The 21,242-nt window shown below is 54.3% G+C and carries 16 protein-coding genes; 6 read left to right on the forward strand and 10 right to left on the reverse strand.

Annotated elements, in window-relative coordinates:
* The first annotated feature begins 10 nt into the window (after positions 1-10).
* On the forward strand, positions 11-1,882 hold the full coding sequence (locus ACEVJL_RS05435) for an S-layer homology domain-containing protein (protein WP_374737129.1): 1,872 nt from the start codon (positions 11-13) through the stop codon (positions 1,880-1,882).
* A 35-nt stretch (positions 1,883-1,917) separates the two neighbouring features.
* On the opposite strand, the gene ACEVJL_RS05440 is transcribed toward ACEVJL_RS05435, so the two are convergent.
* The 3 genes from ACEVJL_RS05440 to ACEVJL_RS05450 form a co-directional block, all read right to left on the reverse strand.
* Positions 1,918-2,589 (reverse strand): gamma-glutamyl-gamma-aminobutyrate hydrolase family protein, encoded by a 672-nt coding sequence (locus tag ACEVJL_RS05440; protein ID WP_374737130.1) that lies wholly within the window; start codon positions 2,587-2,589, stop codon positions 1,918-1,920.
* The gene (locus ACEVJL_RS05445; protein WP_008981969.1) at positions 2,586-3,218 is read right to left on the reverse strand and encodes a cytidylate kinase-like family protein; all 633 of its coding nucleotides are present in this window, start codon (positions 3,216-3,218) and stop codon (positions 2,586-2,588) included. The genes ACEVJL_RS05440 and ACEVJL_RS05445 overlap by 4 nt, the downstream gene beginning before the upstream one ends.
* A 137-nt stretch (positions 3,219-3,355) precedes the next feature.
* Entirely contained in the window at positions 3,356-4,186 is an 831-nt protein-coding gene (locus ACEVJL_RS05450) for an AraC family transcriptional regulator (protein ID WP_374737131.1), read from the reverse strand.
* 287 nt (positions 4,187-4,473) lie between these two features.
* On the opposite strand from ACEVJL_RS05450, the gene ACEVJL_RS05455 reads away from it, so the two are divergent.
* On the forward strand, positions 4,474-5,019 hold the full coding sequence (locus ACEVJL_RS05455) for a hypothetical protein (protein ID WP_374737132.1): 546 nt from the start codon (positions 4,474-4,476) through the stop codon (positions 5,017-5,019).
* 108 nt (positions 5,020-5,127) lie between these two features.
* Here ACEVJL_RS05455 and ACEVJL_RS05460 read toward each other — a convergent pair whose 3' ends face one another.
* The 5 genes from ACEVJL_RS05460 to ACEVJL_RS05480 all read right to left on the reverse strand — a co-directional run bounded on the left by ACEVJL_RS05460 (position 5,128) and on the right by ACEVJL_RS05480 (position 13,150).
* Positions 5,128-8,181, reverse strand: a complete 3,054-nt coding sequence (locus tag ACEVJL_RS05460; RefSeq protein WP_374737133.1) for an S-layer homology domain-containing protein — start codon at positions 8,179-8,181, stop codon at positions 5,128-5,130.
* Positions 8,182-8,475: 294 nt separating this feature from the next.
* A complete protein-coding gene (locus ACEVJL_RS05465) occupies positions 8,476-9,693 on the reverse strand; it encodes a S1C family serine protease (protein ID WP_374737134.1) in 1,218 nt (405 codons plus the stop codon).
* A gap of 20 nt (positions 9,694-9,713) precedes the next feature.
* Positions 9,714-11,168, reverse strand: coding sequence for a sensor histidine kinase (locus ACEVJL_RS05470; RefSeq protein ID WP_020989379.1), 1,455 nt, complete (start codon positions 11,166-11,168; stop codon positions 9,714-9,716).
* Positions 11,169-11,186: 18 nt separating this feature from the next.
* A complete protein-coding gene (locus ACEVJL_RS05475; RefSeq protein WP_235397401.1) occupies positions 11,187-11,888 on the reverse strand; it encodes a response regulator transcription factor in 702 nt (233 codons plus the stop codon).
* Between the two features lie 86 nt (positions 11,889-11,974).
* Positions 11,975-13,150 (reverse strand): cation diffusion facilitator family transporter, encoded by a 1,176-nt coding sequence (locus tag ACEVJL_RS05480; protein WP_374737135.1) that lies wholly within the window; start codon positions 13,148-13,150, stop codon positions 11,975-11,977.
* Between the two features lie 498 nt (positions 13,151-13,648).
* Between ACEVJL_RS05480 and ACEVJL_RS05485 the strand changes: the two genes are divergently transcribed.
* Entirely contained in the window at positions 13,649-14,134 is a 486-nt protein-coding gene (locus tag ACEVJL_RS05485; RefSeq protein ID WP_374737136.1) for a hypothetical protein, read from the forward strand.
* Between the two features lie 61 nt (positions 14,135-14,195).
* On the opposite strand, the gene ACEVJL_RS05490 is transcribed toward ACEVJL_RS05485, so the two are convergent.
* The gene (locus ACEVJL_RS05490) at positions 14,196-16,970 is read right to left on the reverse strand and encodes an S-layer homology domain-containing protein (protein ID WP_374737137.1); all 2,775 of its coding nucleotides are present in this window, start codon (positions 16,968-16,970) and stop codon (positions 14,196-14,198) included.
* Between the two features lie 659 nt (positions 16,971-17,629).
* Positions 17,630-19,288: a ribonuclease J gene (locus ACEVJL_RS05495; RefSeq protein ID WP_008981973.1), complete on the reverse strand. Its 1,659-nt coding sequence runs from the start codon at positions 19,286-19,288 to the stop codon at positions 17,630-17,632.
* 479 nt (positions 19,289-19,767) lie between these two features.
* Between ACEVJL_RS05495 and ACEVJL_RS05500 the strand changes: the two genes are divergently transcribed.
* The 3 genes from ACEVJL_RS05500 to ACEVJL_RS05510 all read left to right on the forward strand — a co-directional run bounded on the left by ACEVJL_RS05500 (position 19,768) and on the right by ACEVJL_RS05510 (position 21,106).
* Positions 19,768-19,974: a hypothetical protein gene (locus tag ACEVJL_RS05500; RefSeq protein WP_374737138.1), complete on the forward strand. Its 207-nt coding sequence runs from the start codon at positions 19,768-19,770 to the stop codon at positions 19,972-19,974.
* Positions 19,971-20,303, forward strand: a complete 333-nt coding sequence (locus ACEVJL_RS05505; protein ID WP_374737139.1) for an arsenate reductase family protein — start codon at positions 19,971-19,973, stop codon at positions 20,301-20,303. Before ACEVJL_RS05500 ends, ACEVJL_RS05505 begins: the two co-directional genes overlap by 4 nt.
* Positions 20,304-20,431: 128 nt before the next feature.
* Positions 20,432-21,106: a response regulator transcription factor gene (locus ACEVJL_RS05510; RefSeq protein WP_325207528.1), complete on the forward strand. Its 675-nt coding sequence runs from the start codon at positions 20,432-20,434 to the stop codon at positions 21,104-21,106.
* Positions 21,107-21,242 lie beyond the last annotated feature (136 nt).

A 21,242-nucleotide genomic window follows, 5' to 3' on the forward strand; every position in this document is an offset into this window, starting at 1 on the left:
TAGACCTCTTATGAAATTAAAATCCATTCTCGCCGCCGGCACTGCCGCTGCCCTGCTTGTGGGGATGCTGGTACTGCCGGCCGGCGCCCGCTCCGCCACGGTCCCTGCCCAGCAGGAGGTGACCCAGGTGGTCAACGCCCTGGGTATTATGGTGGGCGACAGTCAGGGCAACATGCAGCTGGACCGCACCGTCACCCGGGCCGAGTTTATCACTATGGCGGTCAAGGCCTCCCCCAACGGAGACCAGGTGGGAGAGGCTTCCACATCCCCCTACCCTGACGTACCCTATACCCATTGGGCGGCTGGCTTTGTAGAGGCCGGTGTGGCTGCCGGGCTTATTACCGGATACTCGGACGGCACCTTCCGCCCCTCCAATCAGATCACCCTGGCCGAGGGCGTGACCATTGTCCTGCAGCTGCTGGGATACAGCAACGAGGACTTTTCCGGCGCCTACCCCACCCCGCAGATGGCTCTCTACCACAGCCTGAAGCTGGACCGGGGTCTCAAAGCCCAGAACAGCAGCGACGTGCTCACCCGCTACGACGCCATGTATCTCTTCTACAACATGCTCTCCACCAACACCAAATCCGGCACCCCATACATCAATTCTCTGGGACACTCCCTCAATGCCGCCGGTGAGGTGGATCTGGTTGCTCTGATCAACGGCGTGATGGACGGTCCCCTGGTAGCCACCGGCAACTGGCAGTCCTCCATTCCCTTCTCCCTCTCGGGCGTTACCGTGACCCGGGACGGCGAAGCCTCTTCCCTGAGCAAGGTACAGGAGTACGATGTGGTCTACTGGTGCCAGTCCATGCGCACCCTGTGGGTCTACTCGGACAAGGTGGTGGGCACCATTCAGGCCATCACCCCCAATACCGCTGCTCCCACTGCAGTGACCATCGGCGGACACTCCTATGAGCTGGACAGCGCGGCTGCCGTCTATGCTCTGTCCGATCTGGGTACCTATGACCTGGGTGACACAGTCTCTCTGCTCCTCGGCCGTCAGGGCAAGGTAGCCGCTGTCACCGACCCCATTGCCACCACCTCAGAGCGCTGCGGTGTGGTCACCAAGGTCACCCGGGAGTCTTACTCCGACGGCTATCACTCCTCCTACACCTCCGATACCATTACCCTTTTGGCTACTGACGGCAACTCTTACAACTACGAGTGCACCACCCACACCTACGAGGTAGGCGATCTGGTAGGAGTAAACATTGCCGCAGACGGCACCGTCTCCCTCAAGCGTCTGCAGGCTGCAAAGCTCTCCGGCAAGGTCAGCAGCGATGGCAGCAAAATCGGCTCCACCCCTCTGGCTGACAGCGTGGAAATTCTGGACGTATACGAGAACTCTGGAACCCGGGTCTTTGCCAGCCGCCTGGCCGGCATCAATCTCACCCAGGATATGGTCAGCTACTACACCATGAACGGCAGCGGTGAGATCGACCGTCTGATTCTGAACGATGTTACCGGCGATAACTACAGCTACGGCCTGCTGACCCGGATGGATGTACTCCCCTCCGGCGGCCTGATCAACTATTATACCTATGTGTATGATGTGGGCGGCACCACCTACACCCTGCCCAACATCACCACCGGCTTCCCCGTCAGCACCGGCGGCGTGATGATCAAGGGCGACCTTACCAACCCCGACAAGATCTACAACCTCACCAAGGTGACTGCCACCAGCATCAGCGGAAATCAGCTCATCGCCAGCAACCGCTCCTACACCATGGCAGACAACGTGGTGGTCTACGAATACCGCAACGGCTCCTACTACCTCTCCTCCGCCCAGCGGGTCCAGGAGAAGGGACTGAGCCTCACCGGTTGGTACGACAAGGCAGAAAGCAACGGCGGACGCATCCGCATTGTGGTTGCAAAATAAGAAAAATGGAGGAAACCAAATGGTTTCCTCCATTTTTATGCTTCAATACAAGAAATGAGCCATTGAAACAGGGCGCTTCCCTCGCCCCGCCCCGGACCATACAGACGCTCCGGATGAAACTGCACCCCCAGCATAGGCAGGCTGCCATGTTCGAGCCCTTCTGTAAATCCCTCCGGCGCCCAAGCGGTGGCTGTCAGGTCATGTCCCAGACGGTCCACCGCCTGATGGTGGGCACTGTTGACCACGGGACAAGGCCCCAGAAGCCTCTCCAGCAGGCTTCCCGGCTGACAATGGATCGGGTGGTAGACATCTTCCTCTCCCTGGTGGCACACCCGCCAAGCGGGCTGCAGATCCTGGATCAGCGTGCCTCCCAGAAACACGTTGAGCACCTGCATCCCCCGGCAAATTCCCAGCACTGGGCGTTCCCAGGTAAGGAAAGCCTCCGCCAGAGCCAGCTCCGCCCGGTCCCGCTCCCGGTCCGGTGGATTAGACCCCCGGTTCTCCTGTCCAAACAGGACCGGGTCCATATCGCCTCCGCCGCACAGCACCAAAGCATCGCAGCTGGGATCAGGTATGGGACAAATCCCAGGCACCGGAATCGCTCCTACTCGCTCTACCGCGCGGATATAGCGTTCCAGTCCGCCCGCTTGGCCGGAAATCTGGACCTTTGGGATATGCTTTTCTCCTTGGTAGTTCTGAAAACTCACTCGGCCATCTCCGCCTGGGCGGTACGCAGACGAACCAGTGCGGCGATCAGATCCACCGCTCCCTCAATGCCGGTCACGCTGGAGTTGATGGTCAGGTCATACCGGCGCATCTCGCCCCAGGTGTGACCGGTGTAGTAGTTATAGTAGTTCGACCGGCCCCGGTCCATATCCCGAATCCGTTCGGACATGTTGCTGGTAGGGATGTGGTATTCCTCCACACACCGCACCACCCGGTCCTCCAGGGGTGCATGGACAAACACTTTCAGGCACTCCGGACGCTCTCCCAGCACATAGTCGCTGCAGCGGCCCACAATGACACATGGTCCCTGGTCGGCCAGCTCCCGAATCACTTCGGCCTGGGCAAAAAAGGCCTGGAGGCTTACCGGCACTCCCTGCTGGGTGTAGGTGGGAATTCCGATACCAATGGGCGTAAAGGTAAGATGGAAGCGGCTTCTTGCCCGTTCCTCTGCCCGAGCAATGAATTCCGGGGAAAGGCCGCTCTTCTCCGAGGTCTTCTGGATCAAAGTACGGTCATAACACGGGATTCCCAGCCGGGCGGCCAACCTCTTCCCGATCAATCTTCCGCCGCTTCCAAATTCACGGCTGATGGAAATAACATAGTTGCTCATATGGCGCGCCTCCTGTCTGGACTGTTCCCTCGCGGGGGGACCGGCGGAGGCCGGCCCTTCATGCAGGGTATATTTCATATTATAGCGACTCTTCCGGAAAATGACAATGAAAACCTGTCCCCGCACAATAAGCCGTTCTAGGGCTGTTCTTCATGCTCCCGGCGATACTGGGTGGGGGTGACTCCCAAAGTGCGCTTAAACGCCTTGGAGAAGGTAAGAGGATCGGGATAGCCGCAGGAGCGTGCGATCTCACCTACCGTCAGTTTGTTTTCACTCAGCATGTTGGCTGCCCATTCCATGCGGAACCGCATCAGATACTGCTGGGGCGACATGTTAATGGTGTTTTGGAATACTGTGGTCAGATAGCTGCGGTTAAGCCCCACATACCGGGCCAGCTTAGCCACCGTGAGGTCCTCCTGGAAATGGTTGCGGATATACTCCATGGCCAGCTCCACATACTCCGACGCTGTCTCCCGACTGCGCCGGACGGAACTCTGCGCCGACTGGGCAATCCAACCCAAAAATACATACAGCTCTCCCAACAGCAGCAATTCGTTGCCCGCTCCGGCAGTATCAAAGCCCAGCATGGCCTGCACACAGTCCTCCAGTTGTTGGGACTGGGCGCACTGGAAGGTACGCCGCTCCTTTCCCAAGCCGCAGCACTTGAGATAGTCCGCCGCCCGGCTTCCGGTAAAGCCTACCCAAATATGGTTCCAGGGCTGCTGGGAATCTGCCTGATAGGAGCTGAGCTCACCGGGCAGAATCAAAAATCCATCTCCCGGACCGATCTCATACTTTACTCCCTGGGCCCGGTATACTCCCCGTCCCGACAAGCAATAGTGCATCACATAGTGCTCCCGCACTGCGGGGCCAACCGCCTCTCCAGGTTGACAATTCTGGCGGCCGCAAAACAAGAACGACAACTCTCGAACTTCATCTGCTCCGTGCGCGAACCAGGATCCACCCATCCTACGCCCCTCCTTTTTGAACCATAACCAGTTATAAAGCTAGGACCTTCTTTCTATTTGTTGTGGATATTATATCATATTGACCATAAACTTTCCATATGCTTTTCAATATTTTTATTGCATTTGCACAATTCTTTCTAGGGGAGAGATTTGTGCTACCAAACAAGTTTCCTGGAAGAAAACAGTAACCCCGCACATGGAAACAGGCATGGCGGGGCTTGATTACCATAAAATGTATGATAATGTACCACTTTTGACCTCTGCCCCAGGTAGGTGGAGGTGTTTTTATGGCAAGCAACCACACGACGAACTATCAATTATGTCAATGGCAGGCGGACGACCAGGTAAAACGCACCGATTTCAACGAGGACAACGCCAAGCTTGACGCCGCGCTGGACGCGCTCTCGGGCGGGCTGGCGGAAAAGGCCGGTCAGGCGGCCCTGGACGCGCTGGCCGCGGAGGTGGAAAAGAAAGCCACCACGGCGGCGCTGGAGGCCGTCCGGGCGGCGATGCCCAAGATCGCGGTGGGGACCTACACCGGGACGGGAACGTACGGAGACAGCAAGCCATGCACACTGGATCTTACCCATGCACTGGGGCGGGAGCCTCAACTGGTCCTGGTGCGCCAGCAGACTGACTCCGCTGGCCGGACCAAATGCCTGACGCTGATCCGTGGAGCAGCTGCGGCCGACTGCTACAACGCCCACGACATACTGGTGGACACTGCAAATCTCCTTACCTGGACGGACAAACGGGTCAGCTGGTACGGAGAGAGCGCATCGGTCCAGATGAATGAGAGCGGTGTCCTTTACATTTATTTTGCAATTGGCTGAACGATAGGTCACATTAGAAATGAGAGGATAAACGGGGACGCCCCAGACAGCTGTCTGGGGCGTCCTCTTTTGAAAACCTGATCGACTCAAATTTTCAATGTTTTTTGATTACTGGATGTCAACGGCCACAGTGAAGGTATCCTTGGAGATCTCCTTACCCTGAGTGTTCTTCCAGGTGATGGTAAAGGTGCGGCTGGCATCCTGGGTCTTTACAGTCCAGCCAGCGTCCTTGCTGCCATCGGCCACGGCAGACCAGAGGTAGACATAGCCGCTCTCCACGTTATCGGTACCGGTCACATCGCCCTTGAACTCAGCGGTCGTAGCGCCCTCAGGAGCCTTGAAGCTGGCGCCGACCCACAGATTGTTCTCACGGCCATGCTCACCGCCGATCATCTCGGCCACATCGGTCTTGTTGGCGGGGTTGTTGATGAACTCCTTCAGAGCCTTGCGGTTCACGTTGAAGGTGATCTTGTCGCCCTTCACGGTGGTGGTGATGCCGGCGTCCTTGTAGATAGCCTCATAGCGGCCGTCAACATTGACCTCGGTGTCCACAACAGGAGTGTTGTTCTCGCCTTCGCCGCCCTTGACCTCAATGATGAACAGGCCGATGACGGTGTTGCCGTCCATGACGGCAACGGCCACGTCGTTGGAGTCGTTCTTCACGGAGTTGATGCGGCTCAGCTCCACGTCCTGGTCGTCCAGGTCCCAGCGGGCCACGATCACGTCGTCGCTGTAAGCATAGTACTTGTTGGCCAGACCCACGGTGCCGTTCTCGGCCTTCATGGTGCCGGTGACATACAGCTTGTTGCTGGTGTCCAGCACGCCATCATTGTCGGCATCCAGCTTTGCATAGACCTTGGCGCTGGTGATAAAGCCGTCAGCGTTCTCGGTGATGCTCTTCAGAGCGACCACATACTTCGTGCCGCTGATCTTGGCAGCATTGGTGGTATCGACGTTCTTGACCAGAGCGTTCACGGCGGAGTTGCTGCCAGCCTTGACGTTCAGAGTCTTGATCTCGCCGTTGACCACAGCGGTGATCTCATAGTACTCGCCGTTCTCCTTGTCCTTCTGGATCTTGGCGTTCGTATTGGCGATGGCGTAGATCACCTGCTCGGTGCCGGAGACGTCGCCGTCCTCAATGTAGACCACCTTGGCCACAGCGCCCTTGTTGTCCAGAGCGACGGCGGAGACGGTCTTGTTGGCGATGGCGTCGATGTCGGGGACGTTCTTGATGCCGGTGTAGACGGTCACATCGTAATCGTCGTACTTGTCATCAGAGTCCACCACGATGAACACGGTGTTGCTATTGGCGGAGTAGCTGTTGCCAGCCTTATAAGCCTTGAAGCCGGCCTTGCCGTTCTCGATCTTCACATCAGAAACGGCATCGGCCACGTCAGCCTTCGCCACGCCCTTCACGTTCAGGGTGTAGACGTCGTTCTTGTCCACGGAGTAGGCGACCAGCTGGTTGCGCAGATTGGCGATCTCGCTCTTCTTGGCGTCGGTCTCAACCTTGACGATGGTGCCGTCGGTGAGGACCAGGCGGGCATACACGGTCTCGCTCTTGTTGTTGTTCTGGCTGTTATCGAACTTGTCGCCGTCGGTGCCCATGGTCAGGACGTAGGCATAGTCATAGGAGACAGCGGACTCGTCAATGTAGACCACATAGCCCTGGGCATCCAGATAGGCCACCACGTCGTTGGAAACGGCGTCGGAGGTCAGGCGCTCAGCGCCGGAAACGGTCATGTTGTACTTGTAGGTGGTGCCGTCCACGACGAAGTTGTCGCCGTTGCCGGTGACGCCCACGGTGGTGTTGGAGCGGACGCGGGTAACCTCGCCCTCCAGCTTCTCAGCGGCATAGACGGACTGGATCTCGCCCTCAGCATAGGTGTAGACGACGATGTCGTCCTCCTCGAAGTCAGCGGTATCGAAGGTATCGCTGGTCTTGGCGGGGCCGTTGTCCAGGTCGGACAGGGTGATGGTCTTGTCGTCCTTGTCAACCTTCAGCACCTCAGCGGCGTACTGGTTGATGACGGCGATGTGGACGCTCTCCTCGCCGGCGGTGCCGTCCACGAAGACCTCGGTGATGACGCCGTTGCCGGTCACGTCATCCTCGCCGGTAGCCTTGTTGTAGAAGTCAGCGTCATTGTCGTTGCGGTTGGCGTACAGGTCGGCGCCGTCATAATCGACGTAGTCACCGTTCACCGCGACGGACCAGTCGTACTTCGCGCCAGTGGCAGTCTTGCCCACCGCATCGTACAGCTCCTTGCTGGTGACGCTGGCGGTGAAGACATGGTCAGCCTTGTCGGCGAAGGTGCCGATCTCCTTGGCCTGGTACTCCCACTTGGTGGCGGGACGGCCGAAATCGTCCTCCTCGCTGGCCTTGGTCAGGTCGCCCTGATACAGCTTCTCGCCCAGCTCCACGATGGGGGCGGTGACGCCATTGATGCTGTTGGCGGAGGTGGACTGGTTGTCGTTGATGGCCTTGGCATAGTCCTTGCCGCTGGTGACATACTTATAGGTGACGCCGCTGGTGATGGAGATGTCGCCCACATTGATGTCCTGGCCGTTCTTCTCGGCCTCAACGGTGCCAGCCTCCAGAGCGTTCAGCACCAGCTGAGCCACGTCATTGCGGGTCATGGCCTCCTTGACGCCGGAGTCAACATCGTCGAACAGGTCGATCTTGTTGCCCTGGGCGACGGTGGACAGCTGCCAGTCAGCGCCGAAGTCGGACTGATACTGGAAGTAGCCCAGAGCCTTCATGACCATCAGGGCGGCCTGGCCGGTGGTGACGGAATCGTTGCCGCCGTAGGTCACCTTGTCATAGCCGCTGGTGATGCCGTTGGTGTAGCAGGCGGCCACATAGGGCTCAGCCCACTCGGGCACGTCGGTGAAGGGGCTGGTGTTGGCATAGGTCTTGACGTTGTAGGCCATCAGGTTGGACATGACAACGGCCATCTCGTTACGGGTGACCTTGGCCTCGGGATTGAACTTGCCGTTCTCATCGCCGGTCATGATGCCGACGGTCTTCAGGACCTCAATGGCTTCCTCGTGCTGCTTGGAAGTCACGTCGGCATAGCTCGCAGCGCTGGAGCCCATGACCAGCATACCAAGAACCATGGTAGAGGACAGGAGCAGGCTGAGAGCACGCTTCAGGTTTCTCATTGGAATTCCTCCTTTTTTATTCAGGAAGGCTTGTTTTTGCCTGAATATTGGCCAAAAAGATAACTTTTTAGCCAAAATCGCAAAGCATAACGACCCTTACACGTTAAAAATAGTTGCATATTCAAGATTAAAATCTTATTTAATGGCAAAAATAGAATAAAAAAGTTTGTTTGGTAGACATTTGGTAGACAAATCTTTCTACCTAAAAAAAGAAACCTCCGGAAACCGTTGAGAGACAACGGTTTCCGGAGGTTTTGTGGTAGACATTTGGTAGACCTGTGGTAGACGAAGGTGTTACCCCAGAGCTTCCCGGCTCTGAATAACAAAGGAAAACTCCAGTTCTTGACCATCCCGTAAAATACGCACGGTGGCTTCATTTCCCACAACCAGACTGGCTACAATATGCTTTAAGCGATCGAGGCTATCCACACTGACACCGTTCACGCTCAGCAGGATATCATCCTCGCGAACGCCGGCCTGCCAGGCGTTACTATCTTGCACAACCTCATAGACTCTCAGTCCGCCAGATTCTTCTGGCTGTGTGAGCACTGTGATGCCCAGCATAGCCGCCGGACGACCGGCAATCAGGCGATCAGCCACCAGCTTAACCCGGGCCATAGGAATCGCAAAGCCCAGCCCTTCCACGGTACCATCATCCGAAACAATCTTGATGGTGGTGATCCCTACCACCTGACCGTGGTCATTGATGAGTGCGCCGCCGGAATTGCCAAAATTGATGGGGGCACTGGTTTGAATGAGGTCCATCAGGATCCCATCCACCTCTACAGTCCGGTTTAGGGCGGATACGATCCCTTGGGTAATGGAGGTCCGGTACCCCAAGGGGTCACCAATGGCAACCACCATATCTCCGCAGCGCAGCTGATCGGAATCGCCGAACTCTGCCGGAGTCAGTCCCTCTGCCTCCACTTTGAGAACTGCGATATCCTCCTCCGCGTCAGCACCCACCAGTCTGGCAGGTAAGATAGAGTCATCGGAGAAAATCACTCGTACTCGGCGCATATCCGCCACGACATGGGCGTTGGTAATAATATAGCCGTCCTGAGTCATGACCACCCCGGTACCTGACCCATAACTTTCTTCTCCTTCGCCTTCAATGGAAACAATGGAATTTACATTTTTTTCATAGATCTCTGTGGCGGTCAGAGCCGGACCCGAGGCTTGGCTGATCGGCACAGTTACGCCTGTCCCTGTTTGAGCCCGCTCCAGCTTACCAAAGGGATCCTCCGACTGGGAAGTTTGAGAAATCTGGGGATCGTTTCCTCCACCCGTCTGCGGCAAGAGGTAGCGCACTACAAGCATACCTACCGCCAATCCCAGCAGCAGGACAAACACCAAAAGGAAAATCAGCAGTGCCCGCCTGGGGCGGCGGCGCTTGGGCCGCAAAATATCGGGAGCGCGAGGCGGAATCACCACGGCCGGTGGAGTTGGATAGTGCGGAGAGGGCTGCTCCCAGGGGCCGCCCTGCCAGAGATCTTGCGGTTGCTGCGTCATAGGATAACTCCAGTCTTTCGTCAGGCCAGCGTGAGCGTAAAGGTAAAGGTGGTCAGACCATCTTCGCTGGTGACGGTAATATTTTCTTTTAGGTTGCCCAAAATGGTCTTGACGATATACAGGCCCAGACCCACGCCATCCCGATCCATACTGCGGGAGTAGTCCGCCTTATGAAAACGTTCAAACAGAAGGGGCAGCTCATCCTGGGGAATGGTAGCACCCAGATTGCTGATGGAAGTATATGCTTTGCCATCCTTCTTTGTGATGCGAAGTGTAATGCTGGTCCCAGCGGCGGCAAATTTGGCCGCATTATCTATCAAGTTGTAGCAGACCTGAGTGACCGAGTCCGGGTCACCCCACACCATCAGCTTGTCCTCCGGCATCTGAACATCCATATCCAGATTTCGGTCTGTGATCTTTCCCTCCAGGCTGATAATAACCTGAGAGACTACTTCCACCAGATCAAACTGCTCCTGTGCGGTAATACTGTTCTCCGCCAGAGCGTTGAGACGGGAGAGATCCAGCATCCTCCGGACCAGACGGCTGAGCCGACGGGTCTCAGAGACCACGATTTTCAGCGCGTCCTGCTCCTTTTCCGGAGGAATGGTACCGTCCAGGATACCTTCCGCAAAGCCGGAAATGGTAGTCATGGGGGTCTTCAGCTCATGGGACACATTGGCGATAAAGTCAGCGCGCTGATTTTCCACTTTAGCCAGTGAGTTCGCCATGGAGTTAAAGGCGTCGGCCAGCTCTCCGATCTCATCACATCGGTCTTTATAGTTATTGACTCGTACATCAAATTCCCCGCGTCCAAATTTCCGTGCCGCCTCGGCCATCTCGGTAAGAGGCCGGGTCTGATGGGCAGAAGTAATGGAGCTGGCGATCACAGCGATTAGAAGCACTACTACGGCGGCAAAGAAGAAGATCGTCGCTGTGGCACGCCACATTTCGGACAGTCCGCTGGTATCTCCAGAAACCAGCACCAAACCTTGGCTGATCTCCAAATCGCCGATCTTTACATTGATGGGCAGGCCGGCAAAATAACGTCCGCTGGAGTACAGACCATTCAGCGTGGTAATCCCGGTATAGCTGCCCCGCTCCTGGATCTGATCCACAACATTCTGCGGGATCTTCTTCGTGTACAGCTCGCTCTCAGAGGCATAGATAATTTCCCCGTTTGAATCAGCCACGATAATGGAGGAGTCCGACATGGCGGTCAGTGTCTCCACATTGGCCCGGTAAAAATCTTCTCCAGCCTCCTCCAAAATGGTTCCCTGGGTTTTTAAATAGTAGTCCGAGGTAAAATACTCCGAGGTAAACGAGGCAATATACCCCGCATTCCGCTCCAGGCGATCCCGGGTCTCTGAAATAATATACCGATAGGACAGCAGCATAAATGCGGTAGACAGCAAGGTAAAAGACAGGGCCACGATCCCTACCATCATGATGAGCTGTCGCTTATATAAGCTTTTCAAGGGATCACCCCCTTCAAATCAGCTGTTTGTACCGGCGGGAGCCACTTCAAATTTGTAGCCCACGCCCCATACGGTTTTCAGCCGCCACTGATCGCTCACGCCCTCCAGCTTCTCTCTCAGACGCTTGATGTGCACATCTACCGTACGGCTGTCACCAAAGTAGTCAAAGCCCCACACCTCATCCAGCAGCTGGTTGCGGGTAAATACCCGGTTGGGCGCAGAGGCCAGGTGGTACAAAAGCTCCAACTCCTTCGGCGGCGTATCCACCCGCTTGCCATCCACCAGCAGCTCGTAGGAATCCAGGTTGATCACCAGCTTATCAAAGCTGAGCTTCTTGTTCTCCTGTTCCTCCTCCTGGCCGGTGCGGCGCATCACCGCGTGGATGCGGGCCAGAACCTCTTTCATCTCAAAGGGCTTTACAATATAGTCGTCTGCCCCGCTCTCCAGCCCGGTGACTTTATCCTCTGTCTCACCTTTCGCTGTAAGCATAATGACCGGTGTGGCACTCTCCTCCCGGATCTTCTTCAACACGGTCCAGCCATCCATCACCGGCAGCATAATATCAAGCAGAACCAAAGCAGGCTGGAAGGAACGGAAATACTCTACGCCCTTGCCTCCGTCTTTGGCTACCTTGGTCTCAAAACCTTCCTTTTCCAGATACAGATGGAGCAGCTCAGCAATGTTGCTGTCATCCTCTACGATCAAAACCTTCTGCGCCATAGATAACTTCCTCCGTTTCTATGTGGATTCTCAGTTTAGTCATATTATAGTGGAAAATCCCCCAAGTGAGGTGAATATTTTGTAAATTACTTTTCCCGGCGCTCTACATAGGAATGATCCACCTGAATAACGGCAGAATACTTGGGAGACAGCGCCTCCACGTCCTTCCGCAGCTGTGAGACCACCTGATGATCGGTAAGGCGGAAACCATAGGGTACCATCACGTCAAACAGCACATTGGTATGGTGGGGACCGGCAGTAATACGCAGGTCGTGAATGGTGAGACAGGGATCCAGCTGCTGAGCCAGATAGGCTACCTGCTCCCGCAGAGCTGCGGTGCGCCCGTCGTTGACCACCGGGTCCATATGGATGACGGTCTCAATGTGGTGTTTCTCCTTCAACTCCCGTTCGATGTGGTCAATGAGATCGTGCATCTCCAGCAGATCCGCATCGGCAGGAACCTCGGCATGAAAAGACATCATAGCCCGTCCGGGTCCATAGTCATGATAGACCAAGTCGTGAATGCCCAGGATATTCTCGTGGGAGAGGACCAGCTGGTCGATATCTGCCGCCAGCTCCGGGTCCATCGGCCGGCCCAGAAGAGGATCCAGTGTATCTTTTGCAGCCTCCCAGCCGGTTTTCAAAATGAACAGGGCCACAAGCAACCCGGCAAAGCCGTCGATCTTCCAATGGAAGAAATGTCCGACTAATGTAGCCAGCAAAACCACACTGGTGGCCGCTGAATCGGAGAGAGAGTCGGCTGCGGTGGCTGCCATCGTCTCTGAGCCGATCTTCTGAGATAGCGTACGGTTAAAAAAGTACATCCATACCTTGACTGCCACAGACACAGCCAGAATGACCACAGCCAGCCAGGAGAAGTCCAGTTCTTCCGGATGGAGCAGCTTCTCCACCGAGGATTTTCCCAGCTCAAATCCCATGAGCAGAATCGCCATAGATACCACCAGGCCGGCCAGATACTCCATGCGGCCATGACCAAAGGGATGCTCCTCATCCGCCTCCTGTCCGGCCAAACGGAACCCTATAAGGGTAATCACAGACGAGGCAGCATCAGACAGGTTATTTAATGCGTCACCCACGATTGCAATGGAGCCAGTGATCACACCGGCCAGCAGCTTGCCCAGACACAACAGGGTATTGAGCACGATACCCACTCCGCCGGCCCGGGTACCGCACATCTGACGCACCTCAGGCGACTTAGGGTCCCGGCCGTCCAACCAACGCCGAATCAAATACTGAATCAAAAAAGGTTCCCCCTATTCAGGGCGGGCCCAGGCCCGTCAATGTAAAATATTATTATATTATCGCACGCATGCAGGGAGTGCGTCAAGCACGCTCCGACAGCTTTTTCTTCTTCGTCCGAAATATGGACAAGCCGTTAAGAAAATATTAATTTTGTTTTAAGATGGCCGCACTTTCCCTTCTATGAGAACTTTTGCGCAAAAAAAGATTGTAATCTCTCCGGAGTGTTTACAGAAAGTTCACATCCCCGTCATGGTTTTGCCTTAATTATCGGTTATTCTATGAGCGTACCAAGTAATCATAATAATATCTCCCATTTCTCCCTCTCCTTTACAACACACACAGGCAACAGGCCCCGGTCATTGACCGGGGCCTGTTGTCATTTATTTGCACTCAACAATGGGTATGACAGGGCGCAATTACCAGTATTTGTATAATATTATGCACTTGCAGACGGATTCCCGCTATAGGTGAACGCTACTTTTTAAGGAGGAACCTTTATGGCGAGCAATTACACAGAAAACTACGGACTGTGCCAGTGGGAGGCCACAGACCAGGTATTGAGGGAGGAATTTAATCAGGATAATACGAAAGTAGATGCAGCCCTGTCCAATCTGGAGGAAAAGAAGGCCGAGCAATCGGCCATGCAGCAGTTGGGCCAGCGGCTGGAGCAGCTGGAGGGGATGCCCCAACTGGTGATCGGCAGCTATACCGGCAACAACAAGGAGAGCCGGCTGATCTCGTTGGGCTTTACCCCCAAGGCGGTTTTGGTATTTGTGTCCAGAGGGTATTCTGCCGACCCTTACACTGATTATTATTACGGCGGTCTGGCTCTGCCGGAAAAACCCGTAACAGTGCAGGGAAAGTACAGTCAAAAAACCGTTTTAAGCATAGAGGAACAGGGATTCAGGGTCTACTATGACCGCAGTGATACTATTTTTTCCAACGCAAGTGAAACAGAATTTTATTATTTGGCATGGAAATAATAATAAAAAAGAAAGGAGAAGCGTTGCTTCTCCTTTCTTTTAAGCTATCCAACTATAATTGTTACTTAGCAATATAAGTGGTAGCAGTAGTACCAGTAGCCAGAACTTCACCAGAAGCGCTGTACACGGTAATCTCGGCTACATAGTTGCCAGCACCGGGAATAGCAATCTGAGTGTCCACATTCTGGGTCTTTGCTGCCTGGGCACTAATCATAGCACTGGTTCTAACCAGAGCATCGCCCTCAGAAGCATTCTTCTTGGTGATAGTCACCTGAATCTGATCATTAGCAGTCAGCGCATCTACAGTAGCAAAGGTAACCACAAAGTTGGTCTTGTCCTCAGTTGCACTCAGAGTCTTGCTGGTCATGTTGTAATCGGAATCAGGAGTCTCAGGCTTCTCAGTCTCGGCCTTGGCCATAACATAGACCTCAACAGCCTCATCCTTGTCGTTCTCAAAGACATAGATGACACCAGTGTAGCCCTTCTCATAGTCGCGGGCCAGCTTGCTGGCAGAGCTGGTCTTGCCGGTGCCGTCGTCGTTCAGGAAGATGGTGTAGTCGTCGGCCAGAACCAGATCATTCTTGCCCAGAGACAGCACACCGTCAGAGTAGGCAATCTTGCCGTCGTTCAGGGTATAGGCCTTGAAGTCATCGTCCTTGGCGTTGTTGACCTTCTTCTGGTCGTTCATGTAGCCGTCCTCATCATAGGAGACGTTCATGTACAGGCCAACCTTCAGGTCCTTGGTGGTAGCCTTGATGGTACCGATCTTGCCGTTGACAATGGCGTCGTACTCATAGTACTTGTTATCATCCTTATCAACGCTGGCGTCGTAGTCCTCACTCAGGATGTAGACGCGGTCGCCGCTGTCGCCGGAGATGGACAGATTGTCGCAGGAGATGTAAACAACCTCAGCATACTTGCCGTCCATAACAGCCGTTACAACAGCTTTATCCTTGCCATTCACGGTGATGTCGGGCACGTTCTTGATGCCGTTGTAAACGGTGATCTTTCCATCATCGTTCACTACGAAGGTGGTAGCGGTGTTGGCAGAGAACTTCTTAGAATCAGAGTAGTAAACGTAGCTGCTACCGTTCTTGGTAATTACATTACCCTTAGTAACACCAGTCTTATCCTCAGTGACATTCTTCTTGTCAACCTTATTCAGCTCAAACTTGCCGTTGTTCTTCTCGTCGTAGGTGAACCAACCCTTGTCTCCATTATTGAACTTTTCATCGTTATCAATCACAATGACCTTGTTGGTGCCATCCATGAAGTAGGCATCGGCTTCCTTATCCTTCTTCACGCCGCCGGTAGTCTGAACATCAGCCACATAGACATAATTGTTAGAGGCCTCAGCGCCGTCGGTGAACAGAACATAGCCGTTGGTGTCCAGAACCACAATATACTTGTCGCCCAGGTCATAGGTGACCTTCGCATTCTGAGCATCAGTGTAGTTCATGCTGTACTCATACTTGGTGCCATCCACAGTGACGCTCTTCTTCTCGGTGTAAGAGTTCACAGTGCCGTTGATAACCTCAGCAGACTGAATGGTCTGGATCTCGTCGCCAGCCACAGTGACCAGGACATAGTCCTCATCAGAGTAGGCATCCAGATAGTCAAAATCATCCGCAGACAGGGTCATGTTCTTCACGGCAGGAAGCTTAGTACCATCCAGAGGTTTCAGATCCAGCTCCTTGTCGTCCTTGTCATAGTCGCCGTCGACCTGGGCCACATAGGTGTTGATGACAGTGATCACAACATTGTTGTCGTCATCCACGAAGACCTCAGTGGTAGCACCCTTCTGAGCGTTCTTGATATCGGTGCTGCTGTTCTTGACAATGTAGTCGCTCAGCTTGGCGTCCTTCTGCAGATCACCGTCCACATAGACGGAGAAGTCAGCCTTGTCGTTCTTCAGGTCATTGTAGACCTCGCTGCCGATCAGATCATACAGATCCTGCTTCTCAACAGAAGCGGTGTAAACGGCCTCGGCCTTGTCAGAGTAAACGCCAACTTCCTGGCTCTTGTAGGTCCACTTGACGGAGGGACGGCCGAAATCGTCCTCAGCGCTGTCAGCCTTCACCAGCTTGCCGTCATACAGCTCCTCACCCAGCTGAACGGTGTACTTGCCGTCCACCTTGGCATCGCTGATGGCCTTGTAGTCGGAGTCGGTGCTGACGCGGGCGGTGTAGGTAGCCTTACCGCCGGAGATGACAATATTACCCACGGTAATGTCGCTGCCGTTCTTCTCAGCAACCACAACATCGGCCTTCAGAGTGTTGAGCACCATCTGAGCCACATCGTTGCGGGTCAGAGCCTCGCGGGCGCCGTTTTTCACGCCACCAAACAGGCCAGCGGTGCTGCCGGTCTTGGTGGTCTCGACCAGCCAATCCTGGCCGAAGTCGCCGCTATACTGGAAGTAGCCCAGGGCCTTCAGCAGCATCAGAGCAGCCTCACCAGTGGTAACGGTCTGATTACCGCCATACTGAGTGGCGCTGATACCGGCAGTGATACCGTTGGTATAGCAGGCGGCCACATAGGGCTCAGCCCAAGCGGGCACATCGGTAAAGGGAGCAGTGCCCTTGTAGCTGGCTACGGTGTAGTCCAGCAGGTTGCACATGATGACGGCCATCTCGTTACGAGTGACCTTGGCATCGGGGTTGAACTTGCCGTTCTGGTCGCCGGTCATGATGCCGACGGCCTGCAGGACCTCAATGGCTTCCGTATTGTGGGAAGTCTTGACGTCCTGATAGCTCGCAGCGCTGGAACCCATGACCAGCATACCAAGAACCATGGTAGAGGACAGGAGCAGGCTGAGAGCACGCTTCAGGTTTCTCATTGGAATTCCTCCTTTTTTATTCAGGAAGAGGCGTTTTTTAGCAAATCTCGGTCAAAAATGCGACTTTTTAACCGAATTTGCAAAGCATAACTCCCCTTGCCTGTACACGTATCATACTCCATCGAACCCGGTTCGTCAACGGGTTTTGATCAAGTGTAACACAACCGTAACATTGCGTCAGAATTGTTACAATACGGCCTTTTGAGGATTTCCATGGGCTTTTTCCCCGAAAATGTTCTTGGAGGATTTTTCCTTTTGGGCACAGTGCCCAGCTTTTCCGGTTTTATACCTGCTTTTTTTGCGGAGGGGTAAAATCGGCCCAAATTGGTAGAAGTTTTGGTGGACATACCCCTTCAAATATGGCAAAAAGCCCCTGGGTGTTGCTCGTACGCGTACACCCAGGGGCTTTTTTTCGAAAAAATGGCTGCGCCACTTTTTCGAGAGGGGATACATGAAAGGTGAGCCTCGATTCCTTACGGAAAAGTCGGCCCACCTTTCATGAGATGTGTCATTTCCGACGCACATGTCGCCGGAAATGACGGAATTTCATTTTATTCCTCCGCTTTCGGGCGGAGGAACTCCTTGCAGGAGGGCTTTCCGAGGCGAAACGAAGTTTCGCAGGAAGCTTTTTTGCCTACTTTTTTCTCGAAAAAAGTAGGTTAGACTTCCATGATCACAGGCAGGATCATGGGAGAACGCTTTGTCTTTTTATAAAGGTAGTTGGACAGGTCGCCCTTGATGGTCTGCTTGATGGCCGACCAGTCGGTGGCGTAGCGGATATCTACGCTGAGAATGGAGTCCAACGCCACCTGGCGCAGCTCCTCCATCAGTCCCTCGGACTCCTTTACATATACAAAGCCACGGGTGATGATATCCGGACCGGATACCAGAGCGCCGTCCTCCCCGGACATGGCGGCCACTACCACTACCATACCGTCCTCGGCCAGATGACGGCGGTCACGCAGAACCACGCTGCCCACATCGCCTACGCCGGAACCATCCACGAACACCTTGCCCGCGGTGACGGTACCAGCCAGCTTGCAGCCCTTGGCAGTAAACTCAATAACCCGGCCAATGTCGCTGATGATCACGTTGCGGGGATCCATGCCCACTTCACAGGCCAGCTTGGCGTGGATCTGCAGCATACGCTGCTCGCCGTGGACGGGAATAAAGTACTTGGGCTTGACCAGAGCGTGGATGATCTTCAGCTCCTCCTGGCAGGCGTGGCCGGAGACGTGCAGGGCGCGCTCCCGCTCATTGAGGACCTCCGCGCCCTTGCGGTAGAGCTCGTTAATGACGTTGCCAATGGAGTTCTCATTGCCCGGAATGGCAGAGGCAGAGATAATGATCCGGTCGCCGGGCTGGATATCTACCTGGCGGTGGGTGGAGAAAGCCATACGGCTCAGAGCCGACATGGTCTCGCCCTGGCTGCCGGTGGTAATGATACATACCTTGTTCTTCGGCAGAGATTTAATGTGGTTGAGATCCATCAGGACTCCGTCGGGAATATTCATATAGCCCAGTTCCGTGGAGACCTTCATAATATTCTCCATAGAACGGCCAGTGACCGCTACCTTCCGGCCATAGCGGGAGGCTACATCGATGATCTGCTGGATGCGGTCCACGTTGGAGGCAAAGGTGGTGACGATAATGCGCTCCTCACAGCCACGGAACAGGGCGTCAAAGGAGGCGCCTACACTGCGCTCGGTACGGGTAAAGCCGGGACGCTCCACATTGGTGGAGTCGGCCAACAGCGCCAGCACTCCCTCGTTGCCCAGCTGGCCTAGTCGGGCCAGGTCGATCATGCCGCCCTGGATGGGGGTAGCATCGATCTTGAAGTCGCCGGTATGCACGCAGACACCCAGAGGGCAGCGGATAGCAAAGGCCACTGCATCGGCAATGGAGTGGTTGACGTGGATGAACTCCACGGAGAATTTGCCCGCCTGGATGACGTTGCCCGCCTCGCAGGTAATGAGCTTGGTCTTGGAGAGCAGACGGTGCTCCTCCAGCTTTAATTTAATAAGGCCCGCGCTCATACGGGTGGCATAGATGGGGGCATTCACCGAGCGCAGGACATAGGGCAGAGCACCGATGTGGTCCTCGTGTCCATGGGTGATAAAAATACCCCGGATCTTGCTCTGATTTTTAATAAGGTAGCTGACATCTGGAATGACCACGTCGATACCGTACATGTCATCGTCCGGGAAGCCCATACCGCAATCTACGACAATAATGTCGTTGCCATACTCGTAAACAGTCAGGTTCTTACCGATCTCATTGAGACCGCCCAGAGAAATAATTTTCAGTTTTTCAGCCATAATAACTCCTTTACTGTAATATAAGTGAACTTTAATACTTTTTGTATCTCTGGACGCATGGCGAAAGACCGTGCCCGCGCACGGAAAACAGACGGAAGGTCCCTCTGCCCCGGCCCTGCTTCGCCGCGGGAGGTGAGAGATTCTTTCGCCTCTTACGTCCTGTTTTCTTTTTGTACGCGCCTTTCGTCCTGTCACCGCCAGCGCGTCACCAATCAAACCCAGAGCCGCTTTTATCCGCAACTCTAGCACACTGTCTGCAGCATTCGCCCGTTTTTTCTCCGAACTGCGCTGCAATGGTTGTTTTAGTATAGCACAACTCTCCCAAAATGTATACCACCCAGGGCGGATCTGCCAAAAAGTTTGTGATTGTGACCATGATTGGGCCATTTCTGCGGTTAATTTTGGTCCACCTCTTGTCCCCTCCCTGGAAATATGGTATACTTTTCCTACAAAATATACAGTCGGAAGGAGGGACTCCCATGGATCGGTTTGAGCTAGCTCCGCCGCACTTCGCCATCTTTGGACAGTATGGGCAAAAAATATGCTTATGGCGCATATTATGCGAAAAATTCCGCATTTTGCTCCGTCAAATCGGTTATTCTTTTACTGCTCCATCTTCAATAACCGCTGTGGCGGTATCTTCCCGAACTTTGCCGTTTTTGCCCGTATGGGAGGTTGATGAATGAATATTCAGATCTTCGGCGCTTCCAAAAGCTTCGATACCAAAAAGGCGGAGCGCTGGTTTAAAGAACGGCGCATTAAGTTTCAGGCCATCGATGTGCGGAAGTACGGTATGAGCCGCGGAGAATTGTCCAGCGTACGGCAAGCGGTGGGTCTGGAGGCAATGATAGATCCCAAACATCCAGATTATACCCTGCTGGAATACCTGGTTTCGGATCAGGCCAAGCTGGATAAGCTTTACGAAGATCCCACGCTGCTTAATCTCCCCATTGTCCGCAACGGAACAGAGGCCACTGTGGGCTACTGCCCGCAAATCTGGGAATCCTGGTCCTGACAGGCCCGGTTTCCCATCGTTTATCGGATTTTTCTTCCCCCGCGCTAACAGGCGGGTTCGGGGTGTCTGCTTGTACTGCCCCAAAACACTGCCGCCCGCCTTTCCCCAGGAGAGAGAGGAGGTCCCCCATGAAACGTATCCTGATTGTAGACAGTGATATGGCTGTCCGCGGCCAAATCGGCCGCCACGCACGCCTGGAGGGATACGAGGTCGCGGAGGCCGGTGATGGCTACACCGCGGTTTCCATGTGCCGCCAAAATGCGTTTGATATTATTATTTTGGCTATTCTTTTACCGGAAATGGATGGATTTTCGGTATGTCAAACGATCCGCAGCTTTTCTCAGGTCCCTATTTTAATGCTTACCGAGCGCACCAGCGAACAAGACCGTATTCACGGCTTGGAACTGGGCGCCGATGATTATATGACGAAACCCTTTTCCCCCAGAGAATTGATGCTGCGCATTTCTGCTATCTTAAAGCGGGGCAAGTCCTTGGATTCCTTAGAGCCCCAATCCATTGAACGAGATGGAATTTACATCGACCTGACCGCCCGCCGTGTCCTTGTAGACGGCACGCTGGTCAGCCTTACCCCAAAAGAATTTGATCTTCTGACCCTGCTGGCCAGCCACCCAGATGTGGTATTTTCGCGAAAAAAATTACTGGATACAGTCTGGGGCGGCGAATTGCCTAAGGATACCCGCACATTGGATACGCATATCAAGCAGGTACGTCACGCAATTTCTCCGTACAGCGACCGTATTGTTACTCTGCGCGGTGTAGGATATCGCTTTGAAAAAACCTAAAGTTTTCCAACACCGTCTACCAATCGTCTACCAAAGGTCTACCAAGAACTGCTTTGAAACCCTTGCGACACAAGGGTTTCAAAGCAGTTCTTTTTTTCTCTTTCTTCTTGTGTCTACCAAATGTCTACCATATCAA

The organism is Flintibacter porci (assembly GCF_041925195.1).
GTDB classification, from domain to species: Bacteria; Bacillota; Clostridia; order Oscillospirales; family Oscillospiraceae; genus Lawsonibacter; species Lawsonibacter porci.

Bases quoted from the DNA above. Each gene is read 5' to 3' on its own strand.
- ACEVJL_RS05435 (WP_374737129.1), top strand. From the start codon at position 11: ATGAAATTAAAATCCATTCTCGCCGCCGGCACTGCCGCTGCCCTGCTT.
- ACEVJL_RS05445 (WP_008981969.1), bottom strand. From the start codon at position 3,218: ATGAGCAACTATGTTATTTCCATCAGCCGTGAATTTGGAAGCGGCGGA.
- ACEVJL_RS05450 (WP_374737131.1), bottom strand. From the start codon at position 4,186: ATGGGTGGATCCTGGTTCGCGCACGGAGCAGATGAAGTTCGAGAGTTG.
- ACEVJL_RS05455 (WP_374737132.1), top strand. From the start codon at position 4,474: ATGGCAAGCAACCACACGACGAACTATCAATTATGTCAATGGCAGGCG.
- ACEVJL_RS05460 (WP_374737133.1), bottom strand. From the start codon at position 8,181: ATGAGAAACCTGAAGCGTGCTCTCAGCCTGCTCCTGTCCTCTACCATG.
- ACEVJL_RS05465 (WP_374737134.1), bottom strand. From the start codon at position 9,693: ATGACGCAGCAACCGCAAGATCTCTGGCAGGGCGGCCCCTGGGAGCAG.
- ACEVJL_RS05475 (WP_235397401.1), bottom strand. From the start codon at position 11,888: ATGGCGCAGAAGGTTTTGATCGTAGAGGATGACAGCAACATTGCTGAG.
- ACEVJL_RS05485 (WP_374737136.1), top strand. From the start codon at position 13,649: ATGGCGAGCAATTACACAGAAAACTACGGACTGTGCCAGTGGGAGGCC.
- ACEVJL_RS05490 (WP_374737137.1), bottom strand. From the start codon at position 16,970: ATGAGAAACCTGAAGCGTGCTCTCAGCCTGCTCCTGTCCTCTACCATG.
- ACEVJL_RS05495 (WP_008981973.1), bottom strand. From the start codon at position 19,288: ATGGCTGAAAAACTGAAAATTATTTCTCTGGGCGGTCTCAATGAGATC.
- ACEVJL_RS05500 (WP_374737138.1), top strand. From the start codon at position 19,768: ATGGATCGGTTTGAGCTAGCTCCGCCGCACTTCGCCATCTTTGGACAG.
- ACEVJL_RS05505 (WP_374737139.1), top strand. From the start codon at position 19,971: ATGAATATTCAGATCTTCGGCGCTTCCAAAAGCTTCGATACCAAAAAG.
- ACEVJL_RS05510 (WP_325207528.1), top strand. From the start codon at position 20,432: ATGAAACGTATCCTGATTGTAGACAGTGATATGGCTGTCCGCGGCCAA.